The following is a 15,256-nucleotide window of genomic DNA, read 5'->3' on the forward strand; positions in this document are numbered from 1 at the left end:
CCATGAGCACGATCGAACATTCCGAAGATGTCAGGGTCCCCGTCCGGGTGGCCTACAACCAATGGACGCAGTTCGAGAGCTTCCCCGAGTTCATGGACGGCGTGGAGTCGGTCAAGCAGCTCAGTGACACGCGTACGGCCTGGGTGGCGGAGATCGCCGGGATCAGGCGCGAGTTCGAGGCGGAGATCACCGAGCAGCACCCCGACGAGCGCATCGCCTGGCGCAGCGTCGACAAGCCGCACCAGGCGGGCGTGGTGACCTTCCACCGGCTCGACGAGGGCACCACCAGGGTCACGCTCCAGATGGAGTTCGACCCCGAGGGCCTGGTCGAGACCGCGGGCGACAAGCTGCAGCTCGTGCGCATGCGTGTGGTCGGCGACGTCAAGCGCTTCAAGACCTTCATCGAGTCGCGCGGTGACGAGACCGGCGGCTGGCGCGGCGACGTGCCGGGGCCGCACCAGCGCGAGCACGAGCAGGGCTCCACGTACGGCGACAGCGCCAGGAACGTGCCACCGGGCACGGTGGGCGGCGACTACCCGCCCGCCGGTGGTGGCGGCGCTTCGCCGGGCGGCACGCTGCCGCCTCCGGGGCCGGTGCCTCCGGGCTCCACGGGCGTTCCCGGCGCTCCTGGCGGTCCTGGAACTCCCCAGGGTCCGGGGCAGCCGCCGCCTCCTCCTGTGCTGTGAGCTGCCACGAAGCCCCCGGAGCCCGGCTCCGGGGGTTTTGTCGTGCCTGACGCTTGTCGCCAGGAATAAATGCATATTTCGGTCCTGTTAAGGTGTCATTCGTCCCATGATTTGATGAGTGGAGGACCGTTCCCGACATGAGCGTGCTCGCCCAAGAGTCCCGAGGCAGAACCACCCCGCTGGCCTGGCTCCTCGTGCTGGGAATCGTCCTCGCCGCACTGAACCTGCGCACCGGCGTCACCAGCGTCGGCCCCCTGCTCGACCAGCTCGCCGCCGGCCTCGGCATGACGAGCGTCGGCACCGGGCTGCTGACCACCCTGCCCGTGCTGGCCTTCGCCAGCGTGGGCGCCATCACCCCGACGCTGGCCAGGCGGATCGGCGAGCACCGGCTGCTGCTGCTCGCCCTCGTCACGCTGGGCGTCGGGCTGCTGGTCAGGTCGCTGGCCGGCTCGGCCCCGGTGTTCCTGCTGAGCAGCGCGGTCGCGCTGTCCGGCGGTGCCGTCGGCAACGTGCTGATCCCGACACTGATCAAGCGTCACTTCCCGGCCCGGACCGGGATCATGACCACCGTCTACACCACGGCCCTGGCCGCCGGCACCATGCTGGCCGCCGCCGCGACCGTGCCGATCGAGCGTGCCTCGGGGGACTGGCACATCGCGCTCGGCGTGTGGGCGGCCCTGGCCGCTGTCGCCGCCATTCCGTGGCTTGCGCTGTTGCGCAGTGAGCCGGAGCGGGACACGGGCGGCCGGGACACGGGCCTGCGCAGCATGGTCAAGAGCAAGCTGGCCTGGATGATCGCGGTCTACTTCGGCACCCAGTCGATGATCGCCTACATCATGTTCGGCTGGCTCGCCACCATCCTCACCGACAGCGGCTACACCACCTCCGAGGCCGGGCTGATCCTCGGGGTGTTCACCGCGCTGAACATCCCCGTCTCGATCGCCGTGCCGATGATCGCCTCCCGCTTCCGCGACCAGCGGCCCACCGTCGTCGGGCTCGTCGTGTTCTACGTGATCGGCTTCCTCGGGCTGTGGTTCGCGCCCCCCTCCACGGCCATGGTGTGGGTCGTGTTCGTCGCGGTGGGGATGGGCTCGTTCCCGCTGGCGCTGATGATGCTGGCGCTGCGCACCCGCACGCCGGAGACCACGGCCGCGCTGTCGGCCTTCGGGCAGAGCGCCGGCTATCTCATCTCGGGCGCGGGCCCGCTGCTCGTGGGCGTGCTGCGCGAGGCCACCGGCGGGTGGGCGGTGCCGTACACGCTGATCTTCGTGGTCCTCGCCGCGCAGCTCCTGACCGGCCTGTACGCCGGCCGCAACCGCTACCTGGAGGACGAGAGAATGGCCGGGTGAACTCCACCCTCGTCACCTTCCCCAGCGGCCTGACCAGTGGCCGCTCCACGATCGTCGAGGCCGTGCCGGCGGGGGAGCGGCACGGCCTCGTCGTCTCCGAGACCCCGTTCCATCCTCTCGACCACACCTGGCCCGACCAGCCCGCCGACCGTGGCACGATCGGCGGCCTGCCGGTCGTCGACTGCGTGACAGGGGCCAGGTCCGGCACCGGCGAGATCTTCCTCGGCCCTGACATCCCGGCCCGGCGCGGCGCCGAGGGCTGGGACTGGCTGGTCGTCCACATGACCGGGACGCCGCTGCCCGTGGGGGCGGAGGTCGACCTGGAGGTGGACGCGGGCTACCGCGCCGGGCTCTGCGCCGGTCACACCGGCTGCCACCTGGCCGCGCTGGCGCTCAACGCCGCCCTGGCCGATCGGTGGCGCAAGGAGGCCCGGCCCGACTCGCTCGGCCGCCCCGACTTCGACCAGGCGGCCATCACCTCCTCCCGCATCAACCCGTACGGCAGCGTGGACGTCTACCGCCTGGGCAAGTCGCTGCGCAAGAAGGGCTTCTCCGCCGAGGACCTCGACCCGGGGAAGCTCGCCCGGCAGGTCAACGACCAGCTCGCGGCCTGGGTGGCCGCCGACGCCCCGGTCCGGGTGGAGGCGCCGGACCGGGGGCTGACGGCCCGTCGCACGTGGCACTGCACGCTGCCGGAGGGCGAGGCGTCCATCCCGTGCGGCGGCACCCACGTGGGCCGCACGGGGGAGCTGGCCGGGATCGTCGCCGAGCTGTCGCTCGACGACGCCACGCTCACCATGCGCACCGGCCGCGCCGGCTGAGCTCAGGACGGCTTCAGGTGGCCGATCTTCTCCGGGTTGGCCAGCACGTAGATCGTCTCGATCTTGCCGTCCGCGATCACGAGTGCGATGACGCTGATCACGCGGCCCTCCGCCGAGATGACGATGGCGGGCGCGTTGTTCAGCGTCTCCACCGCGAACGACAGGTCGGCGAGCTGCGACCTGCCGATCGAGGCCATGAACTTGGCGATGTTCGCCGGGCTGTTGATCGACTGCAGGTAGCGGCCCACGTTCTCGGCGCCGGTGATGACCCGCAGCGCCGCCCTGGCCTTGCCGCCGCCGTCGCTGACCATCGACACCTGGTCGGCGAACAGCTCGATCAGCGCGTCCAGGTCGCCGCCCGCGGAGGCGCCCAGGAACCGCTCGGTGACCCGCCGGCGCTCGTCCCTGTCCACGTCGAAGCGCGGCCGCTTGTCCCGCACGTGGTCCCTGGCCCGCCGGGCGAGCTGCCTGGTGGCCGGCTCCGCCCGCCCGATGATCTGCGCGATCTCCGAGAACGGCAGGTCGAACGCCTCCCGCAGGACGAACACCGCCCGCTCCAGCGGCGACAGCGTCTCCAGCACCACGAGCATCGCCATCTCCACGGAGTCGGCCAGCTCGGCGTGCTCGGCCACGTCGGGCGCGGTGCTGATCGGCTCGGGCAGCCACGGCCCCACGTACGACTCGCGCCGCGACTTCGCCCACCGCAGCCGGTCGATGGCCAGCCGCGAGGTCACCGTGATCAGGAACGCCTTGGGATCCTCGACGGCCGTCTGGTCCACCCCGGACCAGCGCAGCCACGCCTCCTGCACGACGTCCTCGGCATCGGCCACGCTGCCCAGGATCCGGTAGGCGACCGCGACCAGCACGCCGCGATGATCCTCAAATGTCGACATAAAACCATAGACGTACCACGGAAGTCCCGGCGTGACACAAGGGGTTCAGAACTCCGTTACACTTGTTGATCGCAAGGGGCTATAGCGCAGTTGGTAGCGCGCCTCCATGGCATGGAGGAGGTCTGGGGTTCGAATCCCCATAGCTCCACCACCCCTGTCACGGCACGAAGAGACGGGCGAGGCTCTCCGGGAGCTCGTCGCGGTTCCGCGGTGTCACGGTGATCAGATCGGCGTCGATCTGTGCCTTGAGCGAGGCGTGCGTGCGCTGGTGGACGGTGGCCACGATCGGCACGCCGGCCTCGAACAGCGCCACGCAGCGCGGCACGAACGCCGGAGACAGCAGCTCCATGGGCCCGATCTCGTCGATGAGCACCACGGCGCCCCGCGCGGTGAGCGCCTGCTGCATGGCCGGCAGCGCGATACGCTCGAACGCGGGCACGTTGACGCCGTACCTGCCGACCCGCGGGCCGGTGACCCACGACAGGTGGGCCATCACGGCCTTGTGCCCCGCGAAGTCCTCCACGGTGAAGCCGGCCCGCTGCCCGCGCTCGCGTACCTCGTCGCTGAGGAAGCCGCAGATCGGCACCTGGGCCGCCCGCAGGAGACCCGCGAGGCGGCGGACAACGGTGGTCTTGCCCGTGCGGGGCGGGGCGGTGAGCAGGATGCGCGGCCTGGACACGGCACCAGGATGGCAGAACGCGCCCGAGCGGGACACCGCGAGGCCCGCTGACATAAGTGCTCATCCGGTGAGCACTTCAGCGCGCAGAATGGGGGCATGCGAGCTGACCGACTGGTGGCCGCGCTGCTGCTCATGCAGGCGCGTGGCCGGGTGACCGCCGCCGAGCTGGCCGAGAAGCTGGAGGTGTCCGTGGCCACCGCGCGGCGCGACCTCGAAGCGCTGTCCGCCGCCGGCATCCCCGTCTACCCCCAGGCGGGGCGGGGTGGCGGCTGGTCGCTGCTGGGCGGCGCCCGTACCGACCTGACGGGGCTCACCGCGCACGAGGCCCAGGCGCTGTTCCTGCTCGCCGGGCCGGCCGCGCCCGACGCGCCCGAGCTCAGGTCCGCGCTGCGCAAGCTGCTGCGGGCGCTGCCCCAGACGTTCAGGCAGGAGGCCGAGGCCGCGGCCGGGGCGGTGGTCGTCGACCCCGCCCGCTGGGGCGAGCCGGAGAAGGAGCGGCCCGAGCTGGTGCGGGTCCTGCAACGCGCCACCGTGCGCCGGCGCCGGGTCAGGCTCGGGTACGCGGGCCGCCGCGCCGGCGAGCGCACCGAGCGGCTGGTCGACCCCTGGGGCCTGGTGGACAAGGACGACGTCTGGTACCTGCTGGCGGGCACCGAGCGCGGGCAGCGCACGTTCCGGGTCGACCGGATCGTCGCGGCCGAGGTGACGGAGGAGGAGTTCGAGCGGCCGGACGACTTCGAGCTGTCGCGGGCCTGGGCCGGGGTCGTGGAGGAGATGGAGCGGCGGCGCGCCACCGTCTCCGCGACCGTGCTGATCTCCGCCCGGCTGCTGCCCATCCTGCGCGACCACTTCGGGCGGCACTTCGAGAGCCTGGGGGAGGCGGGCGACGGGCGGGTCCGGGCCCGGGTGGCCGCGCCGATGGCGCTGACGATCGCCGAGCAGCTCGCCGGGTGGGGCGCGCGGGTGGAGGTCGAGGAGCCCGAGGAGGTCCGGGCCGAGCTGGCCAGGATCGGCGCCGAGCTCGTCGAGCGCTACTCCTAGTCACGGCAGGGTCGAGGCGGGGCCGCGTGGGCCGCGTGGCCCCCATGGTCACGGCAGGGTCGAGGACAGGGCCGCGTGCTCCCAGCGGATCTGCTCCCACGCCTGCTCCACGTGCCGCCGCTCCGTCGCCGCGGCCCCGACGGCCAGCCGCAGCACCACCCGGCCGGCGATCCTCGTGTGCGTCAGGTACATCGACCCGCTCGCGTTGAGCAGCTCCATCAGCCCCAGCGTGGCCCGGTCCGCCTCCGCCGGGTCGTCCAGGCCCGGCCACAGGGGGCGCAGGCACACCAGCCCGAGCGGGTGCTGCTCGTGCAGCTCGAACCCCGGGTCCGCGGCGATCCATGCCGCCAGCTCCGCCGCCAGGCCGACGCCCTTGCGGATGTGCGCGCGCAGCCCCTCGGCCCCGTACCAGCGGATCACCGACCACAGTTTCAGCGCCCTGAACCGGCGGCCCAGCGGCACCTGCCAGTCCCGGTAGTCCACGACGGAGCCGGTCGAGGTGGCGGGGTTCCTGAGGTACTCGGGCAGGATCGACAGCGCGCCGAGGAGCGGGCCGCGGTCGGCCGTCCAGAGCACGCCGCAGTCGAAGTTGGTCAGCAGCCACTTGTGCGGGTTGGTCGCGTACGAGTCCGCGTACTCGGCCACGCCGTCGTTCAGCCACCGGAGCTCCGGGCAGATCGCCGCGACCCCGGCGTAGGCGGCGTCCACGTGCAGCCAGACCCCGCGCTCCCGGCACACCGCGCCGATGGCGGGCACCGGATCGACGGCGGTGGTGGAGGTGGTGCCGACGGTGGCGCACACCATCGCGGGGACGGCGCCCGCCGCCTCGTCCGCGGCCAGCAGCTCGCGCAGGTGGGACGGGTCCATGGCCAGAGTGTCCGGGTCCGCGTCCACCACCCGCACGCCCGCCGCGCCGAGCCCGGCGATCCGCGCCGCCTTCTCCAGCGAGGAGTGCGTCTGCGACGTCACGTACAGCGTGTAGCGCCGGTCCACGCCCTCGGCCGCGACCCGGCCGCCGCTCGCCCGGTGCAGCGCCGCCAGCAGCGCGACCAGGCAGGCGCTCGACGCGGAGTCCTGGATGACGCCGCCGCCCGCCGCGTCGGTGCGGAAGCGCTCCGGCAGCCCGATCAGCTCGGCCAGCCAGTCGACCACCACGGTCTCCAGCTCCGTGCACGCCGGGCTGGTCACCCACAACATGCCCTGCACGCCCAGCCCGCCGGCCAGCAGATCTCCCAGGAGTGCCGGGCCGCTGGCGTTGGAGGGGAAGTAGGCGAAGAAGCCGGGATGTTGCCAGTGCGTGATGCCGGGCAGCAGGATCTGCCCCAGATCCGACAGCACGCTCTCGAACGGCTCCCCGCGCTCGGGCGCGGACGCCGGCAGGGCGCGCCGGATCTCACCCGGCTTGACCTGGGACATCACGGGGTGGGACTCGATGCCTGCGAGGTAGTCCGCGATCCAGTCGATGACCTGCCTGCCGTGGCGGCGGAACTCCTCAGGGGTCATGTGAGGGCTCATCCGACCACTCTGCCGCCGCGGCGGGGGCCGGGGAAGTGGACGGGCCGGAGGCTTTCGCCCCCGGCCCGTTCTATCTCAAGCGGTCTGGGACCGCCGAGTGTCAGTAACGATAGTGACGGTGGCGCTTGCCACCGATGGCCTTGCTGAGGTGGATGCCGCCCGGCAGGTGCACGGACACGTAGCGGCGGCCGTCAGGGGCGGTCGAGACGTTGAAGCGCCGATTGCCGAAGCTGTGACCGACGCCGTGCCGTGACAGGTTGATCCGGAACGGCCCCACTTTGATTGACTTGCGGTAGTGCCAGCCCATGCCCCTCCTCCGCCATCGTGCGCTCATCCAGAAGAACGGCCGGGACGGCCGCGGGGTTCCCCGCCCGCCAAGATGCTCGCCAGGGCGTCCAGCGCCCGGGGGTAGGCGCGTTGCGAGGGGGCGGCGTACCCGATGAGCAGGCCGTCACGTCCCCGCCCGTGCCAGAGGGGGGAGGCGGGGCGCAGGGCGACGCCGGCCCGCCCGCACGCGGCCAGGACCTCGGCCTCCGAAGGGCCGGCCGGGGGGAGCAGGAGGAGCGCGCGCAGGCCGGCCGCGACGCCGGGCAGCGCCGCGCCCGGCAGCGCGGCGGACAGGCGGGCGCGCAGCAGCTCGCGGCGGTGGCGGTAGCGCAGGCGGGCGGCGCGGACGTGGCGGTCGTAGTCGTGGGTCTCGATCAGCCTGGCCAGCACGAGCTGCCCGAGCACCTCGGTGTGGGCGTCGGCGTGCAGCTTGGCCTCGGTGACGGGGCCGATCAGCGCGGGCGGTACCGCCATCCAGCCCAGGCGCATGGCCGGGCCGAGGGTCTCCGACGTGGTGCCGCAGTACACGACCTGCTCCGGCGCCGTGCCCTGGAGCGCGCCGACGGGCTGGCGGTCGTAGCGGAACTCGCCGTCGTAGTCGTCCTCGACGACCAGCCCGCCCCACTCGCGCAGCGCCAGGCGGCGCGACGGGTGCAGCGGGACGCCCATGGGGTACTGGTGGGCGGGCGTGACGACCGCGGCGGCCACGGCGGGCGTGAGGGCGCCGGTCCGCGCGCCCAGCTCGTCCACCGGCAGCGGCACGACCTCGCGCCCGGCCCTGCTCACCACCTCGCGGTAGAAGTCGTGACCGGGGTCCTCCATGGCGAACGGGCCACCGGTGACAGCGGCGATCAGGTTGATCGCCTGCACGAAGCCCGTGGTGACGACGATCAGGTCGGGGGTGGTGAGCACGCCGCGGGTCCTGGCCAGGTAGGCGGCCAGCGCGGTGCGCAGCTCGATCCGGCCGCGCGGGTCGCAGGGGCCGAAGACGGAGGCGGGCGCGGTGGCCAGCACGTGCCGGGTGGCGCGCAGCCAGGCCCGGGCGGGGAAGGTGGAGACGTCCGGCTGCCCGGGCCGCAGGTCGTGCACCGGCGTGGCCTCGCGCGGGTCGCGCACCGGCGCGGCCTCGCCGGGGAACGCGCCTGACACCAGCTCGGGAGCGGAGGGCGTGGTGGCGACCTCCGTGCCGGAGCCGGGGCGCGTGGCCAGGTAGCCCTCCGCGACGAGCTGGTCGTACGCGGCGCTCACCGTGCCCCGCGACAACCGCAGCTCGGCGGCCAGCGCGCGGCTGGAGGGCAGGCGGGTGCCGCGCGGCAGCCGCCCGTCCCTGACCGCCTGCCGCAGCGCCTCCTCCAGCGCCCGCCGCCGCCCGCTCCCGGCGGGGAGCTCCAGATGCAGGTCCACTCCGTAACCGGCCCAGGCTTTGCGCACGGAACCGGACCTTACCCTTGGTCCGGTGCCCGGGCTTACGGTGGGTGAGCAGCCCGAACGAGGAAGAAACGAGAGCCCCATGATCGTGATCGCTCACCTGAGCGACATCCACATCGGCGCCACCCCCGAGAGCGTCGCCCGCACCGCCGCCGTCATGCGTTACCTGGACACGATCCCCGGCGATTTGGACGCGGTGCTCGTCACGGGCGACATCGCCGACCACGGCGCGCCGGAGGAGTACGAGACGGCCGCCAAGCTGCTCGCCTCGCGTCACCCCGTCCTGGTGGGCCCGGGCAACCACGACGTCAGGCGGGAGTTCCGCCGCTCCCTGCTGGGCGAGGAGCCGGCGGACGGCCCGGTCAACCAGGTCCTGCGCACCGGCCGCGCGGTCTACGCGATGTGCGACTCCTCCATCCCGGGCAGCGACGAGGGCCATCTGGACGACGAGACGATCGCCTGGCTGGAAGGCGTGCTGGACGACAGCGCGGGCCTGCCGGTGTTCGTGGCGTTCCACCACCCGCCCGTGAAGCTGCACGGCCCGCCGTGCGACGGGATCAGGATGCACGAGACGGCACGGCTGGAGGCGCTGCTCGCCGGCCGCGCCGGCGTGCCCGCCGTGCTGACCGGGCACGCCCACACGGCCGCCGCCACCACGTTCGCGGGCAGGCCGCTGCTGGTCGGCGGCGGGGTGGTGTCCACGCTGACGTTGCCGTGGGAGGGCGGGACGAGCTTCGCCACCTGCGTGGACTTCGCCCTGCCGCCGCTGATCGCCTTCCACGTGCTCGACGACGAGGGCCGGATCACCACGCACTTCCGCGCCGTCCCGTAGGGGGCGGGCCCAGGCGCCCGCCCCCCAGGGCGTCATCGCCCGGTGAGCTCGATGAACGTCACCGAGTGGGCGGGGAAGTCGTAGGTGAAGGCCGAGGAGAAGCCGCTCACCTGCCGCCGCACCGGCGCCACGCGGTCCGGGTCGGCGATCGAGTTCGTGTCGGAGGGCGCGCCGGTCAGCGAGGTCACCGTGGCCGTGGGCCTGAACCGGGCGGAGCCGAGGTCCACGCCGCTGCGCACGGCCGTGTCCTGCGCGTTGACGACCTTCAGCGTCACGGACTTCCCGTTCCTGGACACCACCTGGTAGAGCGGCTCGACCCGGGAGCTGTCCACGAAGTCGTTGATCTGCTGCCCGTCCAGCCACGTCGTGATCCGGCGCCCGCTGACCTGCACCTTCAGGCGGTAGTCGCGGCCGGTCTCGATCGTGGTGGACGAGGTGGCGATCGAGGACTTGCCGCCGTTGACGGCCTTCTCGACGGCGGACTGGGTGTTGTTCCAGCCGCCGACGTTCCACCAGTAGAAGTTGCCGGTGTCACGCACCCCGAACATCACCAGGAAGCCCTCGGCGCCGGCGGTCTTGCGGGCGGTCACCTCGATCGTGTAATTGGACCAGTCGGCCGAGCCGGCCGTGGACCTGGCGTCCTCGACCTGCGCCGTCTGCGCGTACGCGCCGTCCTGCACCGCCCAGGTGCCCAGGCCGGGAGTCCAGTCGCCGGCGCCGGCGGAGAAGTCGTCCGACAGCAGCACGCTCCCGTCGGCCGCGGTGACCCTGACGTCGTCGTAGCGCACCGCGGTGTTCCAGGCGCCGAGGCCGACGGCCCCCTTGACGTCCTCGACGGGCCTGGTCTCGCCCTCGAACGTGCTGGGCACCACGCGCTCGCCCACGTTCGTGGAGAACAGGCGCTGGACGTGGTAGCTCGGCGACCCGTACGCCTGGTCGTTGTCGAACCAGATCAGGTCCGGCGTCCAGTCCACGTAGTCCACGTTGGCCAGCAGCGGCGCGTACGAGGTCAGCTCCACCACGTCGGAGTTGCGTTCCAGCCCGGTCATGTACGACGCCTCGGCCAGCGCGTTGTAGAACGTGTTGCCCCTGGAGGCGTACTCGCCCACGAACACCTTCGGCCCCTGACGGTCGTAGGTGTCGTAGCGGTGGTTGTTGGCCAGGAACCAGTCGGGGTTGTTGTAGTAGTGCTCGTCGACCAGGTCGGCCTTCTGGTCGCGGGCGAACTGCCACATGCGGTCGAACCAGGCGCCCTGCGACGTCTGCCCCGAGTTGCTGATGATCTTGATGTCGGGATGCTCCGCCCTGATCGCGTCGGCGAACTTCGGGTAGTTGGTGAAGAACTCCGGATAGATCTCCTCGTTCCCGAGCCCGATGTACTCCAGCCCGAACGGCTTCGGATGCCCCAGCTCGGCCCGCTTCTTCCCCCAGGGCGAGGTGACCGGCCCGTTGGCGAACTCGATCAGGTCGAGGGTGTCCTGCACCCACCGGGCCAGCTTGGCCTCGTCGGTCAGCGGCCGGTTCTCGCCGCAGCCGTTCACGCCCACCGACAGCACCGGCAGCGCCTCGGCGCCGAGGTCCTCGGCGAACTGGAAGTACTCGTAGTAGCCGATGCCGTAGCTCTGGTTGTAGCCCCAGAAGTTGAAGTTCGTCGGCCGCTCCTCGACCGGGCCGATGGTCTCCTTCCACTGGTAGATGCGGCGCCGGTCGCCGGTCTCCGCGTACGGCTCGTAGGTGCCGACGTTGGTCACGCAGCCGCCGGGGAAGCGCAGGAACCGCGGCTTCAAATCGGCGATCAGCTCGGCCAGGTCGGTCCGCATGCCGTGCCCCTTGAACGTGTCGCGGGGGAACAGCGAGACCATGTCCAGGTCGGTCCGCCCGGCGGGGGCCCGCACGACGAGCCGGGCCGCGTCGGTGGTGCCCGAGGCGGTGAACGACGCCTGGTACTTGGCCCAGCCGCCCGCCTTGACCTGCACGGTCATCGTGCCGAGCACGGTCGTGCCGTTCTCGGCGGTGATCGTGAGCGGGCCCGCCTCGGCGCGCCTGGCCCAGACGGAGAAGTCGTAACGCCTGCCCGCGGCGAGCGGCAGGCCGCGGTTGAATCCGGCGTTGCTCACCCCGGCCGTGCCCTCGCCCGTCACGTCGAGCCGCAGGTAGTTGCGGTTGTTGACGTTCAGCGGGTCCTCGCCGGTGACGACGGGCGTGACGGTGGCGCCGCGCTCGACCTCGCTCCACGCGGTCAGGCCGGTGTAGGAGGGCTCGTCGACGGAGTTGAACTCGAACGAGCGGTTCTGCACCAGCTCGGCGTAGAGCCCGCCGTCGGCGGCGTGGTTGATGTCCTCGTAGAAGACGCCGTACAGGTCGGGGCTGACCTTCGTGCCCCGTGCCCTGGTGTCGACGCTCAGCCTGCCCGAGGTGTAGCTCTCGACGCGGAACTTCGTCGCGTCCGCGCCCAGGACGAGCCGGCCGTCGCTGACCGCGAGGCTGCGCCCGCCGGAGGAGACCGTGACCTTGCCGCCGCCCGCGTCCTTGAGCTGGAAGGGAGTGGCCTGCGCGCCCAGCCGGACGGGGTCGCCGGCCTGGAGGTACCTGCCGCTCGCGGTGTCCTTCAGCGCGCCGGCCTCGGCCGTGAGGACCAGCCCCGTCATGGGCGCCTTCGACGAGGCCCGCACGACGCCCGAGCGGTCGGCCGTCAGGTACGGCGCCGCCTCCGAGCGCAGCGTGAACGGCCCTTCCGGCACCACGGCCGCCCCCTCGGCCGCCTTGATCGCGAAGTAGTCGAAGTCCGCCCGCACGGACGTGCCGTTCTGCGCCGACAGCCCGAACAGCCCCACCTGCCCGACCTCGAGGTCGGCGGTCATCCTGGCCGCCTGCACCCAGGCCGTGCCGTCCCAGTAGGAGGAGGTGAACTCGTCGCCGGTCCTGGCCAGCTTGACGATCTCGGCGGCGGAGCCGGGCCTGGCCGCGAAGGCCGAGGTGAAGGCCGCGCCGACCTCGGTGGCCGTCTCGATCACCGGGCCGCCGGCGAACCCGACGTGGGCCAGGCCGGCGCGCACGTAGTTGTCCCAGTCCTGCCAGGCCAGCAGGCCGGCGCTCTGGTAGTCGAGCGTGACCGGGGCGCTGAGCTTGGTGACCACCTCGAAGTCGCCGTCGGGGACGTCCACGAGGAAGAGGTTCCTGGCGTTGTTGGTGGCCTGGTGGGTGTCGCCGGTCAGGGTGTCCAGGCGCAGGGCGCCGTCCGACAGGCTCCAGCGGGAGTCGTCCGGCGAGAGCACCGTCCAGTCCTCGCCGAGCGTGGTGCCGTCGAACTGGTCCACGACGGCGCCTTCGGGGATGGGCTCGGCCGCCGCGGCGGCCGCGGGTGCGGTGAGCAAACCGGCTAAGAGCAGGGCGGATAACACGATTCGCAACATGAGCGGGGGGCTCCTCAAGAGTTGTTAGCGTTAACAATCAAGTGAGCGTTAACAACGGCGAACGGCGACAACGTAAGGAGTGCTCAGGGCGGGCGTCAAGACCCTTCCGTGTAACCCGACCGTAATGCGGCGAGCTATTGACGACACCTCTTGTTAGCGTTCACAGTCGGGGCCAAGCCAGGAAAGGAGCACGGCTGTGGGATCCACCCTGGGGCGCCGCCTGCCGGTCATGGCCGACGTGGCCAGGGAGGCCGGCGTGTCGCATCAGACGGTCTCCCGCGTGCTCAACGATCATCCGAACGTGCGCAGCGAGACCCGGACGCGGGTGCTCGAGGCGATCGACAAGCTCGGCTACCGCCGCAACCTCGTCGCCCGCGCCCTGGTCACCAAACACTCCAGAACACTCGGAGTGGTCAGCTTCGACACCACGCTGTACGGCCCGGCCAGTACCGTCTACGGCATCGAGCAGGCGGCCAGGGCGGCCGGCTACTTCGTCAGCATCGTCAGCCTCAAGTCGATCGACAAGGCCGGCGTGCGCGATGCCCTCGACTACCTGGCCGACCAGGGCGTGGACGGCATCGTGGTGGTCGCGCCGCAGCGCTCGGCCGCCCAGGCGCTGGCCGACCTGCCGCTCGGCGTGCCCACCGTCGCCGTCGAGGGCGGGCAGGCGGGCGACGTGTCCGTGGTCTGCGTCGACCAGGTAGCGGGAGGCAGGCTCGCCACCGAGCACCTGCTGTCGCTGGGGCACGAGACGGTCTGGCACGTCAGCGGGCCGTCCGACTGGCTGGAGGCGGAGGGACGCGTGGCCGGGTGGCGGGCCGCGCTGGAGGAGGCGGGCCGCGAGGCCCCGCGACCGCTGGCCGGTGACTGGAGCCCGCGCTCGGGATACGAGGCGGGGCGCAGCCTGGCGAGCATGAGGAACGTGACCGCGGTGTTCGTCGCCAACGACCAGATGGCGCTCGGCGTGCTGCGGGCGTTCACGGAGCAGGGGGTGAGAGTGCCCGAGCGGGTGAGCGTGGTCGGCTTCGACGACATCCCCGAGTCGGAGTTCTTCTCGCCGCCGCTCACGACCATCAGGCAGGACTTCGACGCGGTGGGCAGGCACAGCATCGAGGTGCTCGTACGGCAGCTCGAAGGCGGCCCGCAGGAGCGGGAGCGGCTCGTGGTGCCGCCCACCTTCGTGCCCAGGGCCAGCACGGCCCGGGTCTAGAGCCGTACGGCAAGGCAGGACGCGCTGGCGCCCGGCTGGGGTTGTTAGCGTTCACATGAGAAGGGAACCCCCCACGTGTTCAAGAGGATCTCGGCGTTAGTGCTCGCCGGTCTCACCGCCATGGCGGTGGCGTCCTGTGGCGGCGGTGGCGGCACCACCAGCGCAGGCACGGGCGGTGGTGACGACTCGATCACCATGGGCTTCTCCCAGGTCGGCGCGGAGAGCGGGTGGCGGACCGCCAACACCAAGTCCGTCCAGGACTCCGCGAAGAACGCGGGCATCACGCTCAAGTTCTCCGACGCCCAGCAGAAGCAGGAGAACCAGATCAAGGCCATCCGCTCCTACATCCAGCAGAAGGTGGACATCATCGCCTTCTCGCCGGTGGTGGAGTCGGGCTGGGACACGGTGCTGAAGGAGGCGCAGAACGCGAAGATCCCGGTCATCCTGACCGACCGCGCGGTCGACTCCAAGGACACCTCCCTCTACAAGACCTTCCTCGGCTCGGACTTCATCGAGGAGGGCAAGAAGGCCGGGCAGTGGCTGGTGGAGGAGTACAAGGACACCAAGGACCCGGTGAACATCGTCGAGTTGCAGGGCACGACGGGCTCGGCCCCGGCCAACGACCGCAAGGCGGGCTTCGCCGAGGTCATCCAGGCCGACACCAAGTTCAAGATCGTCGCCTCGCAGACCGGTGACTTCACGCGGGCCAAGGGCAAGGAGGTCATGGAGGCCTTCCTGAAGTCCACCCCGGACATCGACGTGCTGTACGCGCACAACGACGACATGGGGCTCGGCGCGATCGAGGCCATCGAGGGCGCGGGCAAGGTGCCCGGCAAGGACATCAAGATCATCACCGTGGACGCGGTGAAGGACGGCATGCAGGCGCTCGCCGACGGAAAGATCAACTTCATCGTCGAGTGCTCGCCGCTGCTCGGCCCGCAGCTCATGGACCTGGCCAAGAAGGTCGTCAAGGGCGAGCAGGTGCCCGCCCGCGTGGTGACCGAGGAGACCACGTTCACGCAGGAGCAGGCCAAGCAGGTCCTGTCCACCCGCCAGTACTGA

Annotated in this window: 13 protein-coding genes and 1 tRNA gene; 8 read left to right on the forward strand and 6 right to left on the reverse strand. The window is 71.7% G+C overall.

Translation table 11 applies throughout. The annotated features are described in order from the left end of the window. Positions 1-2: 2 nt before the first annotated feature. The 3 genes from HD597_RS04395 (at position 3) to HD597_RS04405 (ending at position 2,856) form a co-directional block, all read left to right on the forward strand. Positions 3-686, forward strand: a complete 684-nt coding sequence (locus HD597_RS04395) for an SRPBCC family protein (RefSeq protein WP_253740413.1) — start codon at positions 3-5, stop codon at positions 684-686. A gap of 137 nt (positions 687-823) precedes the next feature. After that, positions 824-2,035: a CynX/NimT family MFS transporter gene (locus HD597_RS04400; RefSeq protein ID WP_253740414.1), complete on the forward strand. Its 1,212-nt coding sequence runs from the start codon at positions 824-826 to the stop codon at positions 2,033-2,035. Then, complete coding sequence (locus HD597_RS04405) at positions 2,032-2,856, forward strand: alanyl-tRNA editing protein (protein ID WP_253740415.1); 825 nt, start codon at positions 2,032-2,034, stop codon at positions 2,854-2,856. The genes HD597_RS04400 and HD597_RS04405 overlap by 4 nt, the downstream gene beginning before the upstream one ends. Positions 2,857-2,858: 2 nt before the next feature. Here HD597_RS04405 and sigJ read toward each other — a convergent pair whose 3' ends face one another. Next, positions 2,859-3,749 (reverse strand): RNA polymerase sigma factor SigJ, encoded by an 891-nt coding sequence (sigJ, locus tag HD597_RS04410; RefSeq protein ID WP_253740416.1) that lies wholly within the window; start codon positions 3,747-3,749, stop codon positions 2,859-2,861. Between the two features lie 75 nt (positions 3,750-3,824). On the opposite strand from sigJ, the gene HD597_RS04415 reads away from it, so the two are divergent. After that, positions 3,825-3,900 (forward strand) — tRNA-Ala (locus tag HD597_RS04415). A gap of 6 nt (positions 3,901-3,906) precedes the next feature. On the opposite strand, the gene HD597_RS04420 is transcribed toward HD597_RS04415, so the two are convergent. Next, a complete protein-coding gene (locus HD597_RS04420; protein ID WP_253740417.1) occupies positions 3,907-4,428 on the reverse strand; it encodes a nucleoside-triphosphatase in 522 nt (173 codons plus the stop codon). A gap of 96 nt (positions 4,429-4,524) precedes the next feature. Between HD597_RS04420 and HD597_RS04425 the strand changes: the two genes are divergently transcribed. Then, the gene (locus HD597_RS04425; protein WP_253740418.1) at positions 4,525-5,469 is read left to right on the forward strand and encodes a helix-turn-helix transcriptional regulator; all 945 of its coding nucleotides are present in this window, start codon (positions 4,525-4,527) and stop codon (positions 5,467-5,469) included. A 48-nt stretch (positions 5,470-5,517) separates the two neighbouring features. Here HD597_RS04425 and HD597_RS04435 read toward each other — a convergent pair whose 3' ends face one another. The 3 genes from HD597_RS04435 to pdxR all read right to left on the reverse strand — a co-directional run bounded on the left by HD597_RS04435 (position 5,518) and on the right by pdxR (position 8,742). Further along, positions 5,518-6,972, reverse strand: coding sequence for a pyridoxal-dependent decarboxylase (locus HD597_RS04435; RefSeq protein WP_276082817.1), 1,455 nt, complete (start codon positions 6,970-6,972; stop codon positions 5,518-5,520). 112 nt (positions 6,973-7,084) lie between these two features. After that, positions 7,085-7,291 (reverse strand): DUF4236 domain-containing protein, encoded by a 207-nt coding sequence (locus HD597_RS04440; RefSeq protein ID WP_253740419.1) that lies wholly within the window; start codon positions 7,289-7,291, stop codon positions 7,085-7,087. A 23-nt stretch (positions 7,292-7,314) separates the two neighbouring features. Then, a complete protein-coding gene (pdxR, locus tag HD597_RS04445) occupies positions 7,315-8,742 on the reverse strand; it encodes a MocR-like pyridoxine biosynthesis transcription factor PdxR (RefSeq protein WP_253740420.1) in 1,428 nt (475 codons plus the stop codon). 79 nt (positions 8,743-8,821) lie between these two features. On the opposite strand from pdxR, the gene HD597_RS04450 reads away from it, so the two are divergent. Then, positions 8,822-9,571, forward strand: coding sequence for a metallophosphoesterase (locus HD597_RS04450; RefSeq protein WP_253740421.1), 750 nt, complete (start codon positions 8,822-8,824; stop codon positions 9,569-9,571). Between the two features lie 32 nt (positions 9,572-9,603). Here the strand turns inward: HD597_RS04450 and HD597_RS04455 are convergent, their stop codons facing one another. Then, entirely contained in the window at positions 9,604-12,984 is a 3,381-nt protein-coding gene (locus HD597_RS04455; protein WP_253740422.1) for an alpha-L-arabinofuranosidase family protein, read from the reverse strand. Positions 12,985-13,213: 229 nt separating this feature from the next. On the opposite strand from HD597_RS04455, the gene HD597_RS04460 reads away from it, so the two are divergent. Both HD597_RS04460 and HD597_RS04465 read left to right on the forward strand, forming a co-directional pair. Then, complete coding sequence (locus HD597_RS04460) at positions 13,214-14,194, forward strand: LacI family DNA-binding transcriptional regulator (protein WP_253759222.1); 981 nt, start codon at positions 13,214-13,216, stop codon at positions 14,192-14,194. Positions 14,195-14,269: 75 nt separating this feature from the next. Then, positions 14,270-15,256 carry an ABC transporter substrate-binding protein gene (locus HD597_RS04465; protein ID WP_253740423.1) on the forward strand — a complete coding sequence of 329 codons (987 nt, stop codon included), beginning with the start codon at positions 14,270-14,272 and terminating at the stop codon, positions 15,254-15,256.

This window comes from Nonomuraea thailandensis, from assembly GCF_024172165.1.
Lineage (GTDB): Bacteria > Actinomycetota > Actinomycetes > Streptosporangiales > Streptosporangiaceae > Nonomuraea > Nonomuraea thailandensis.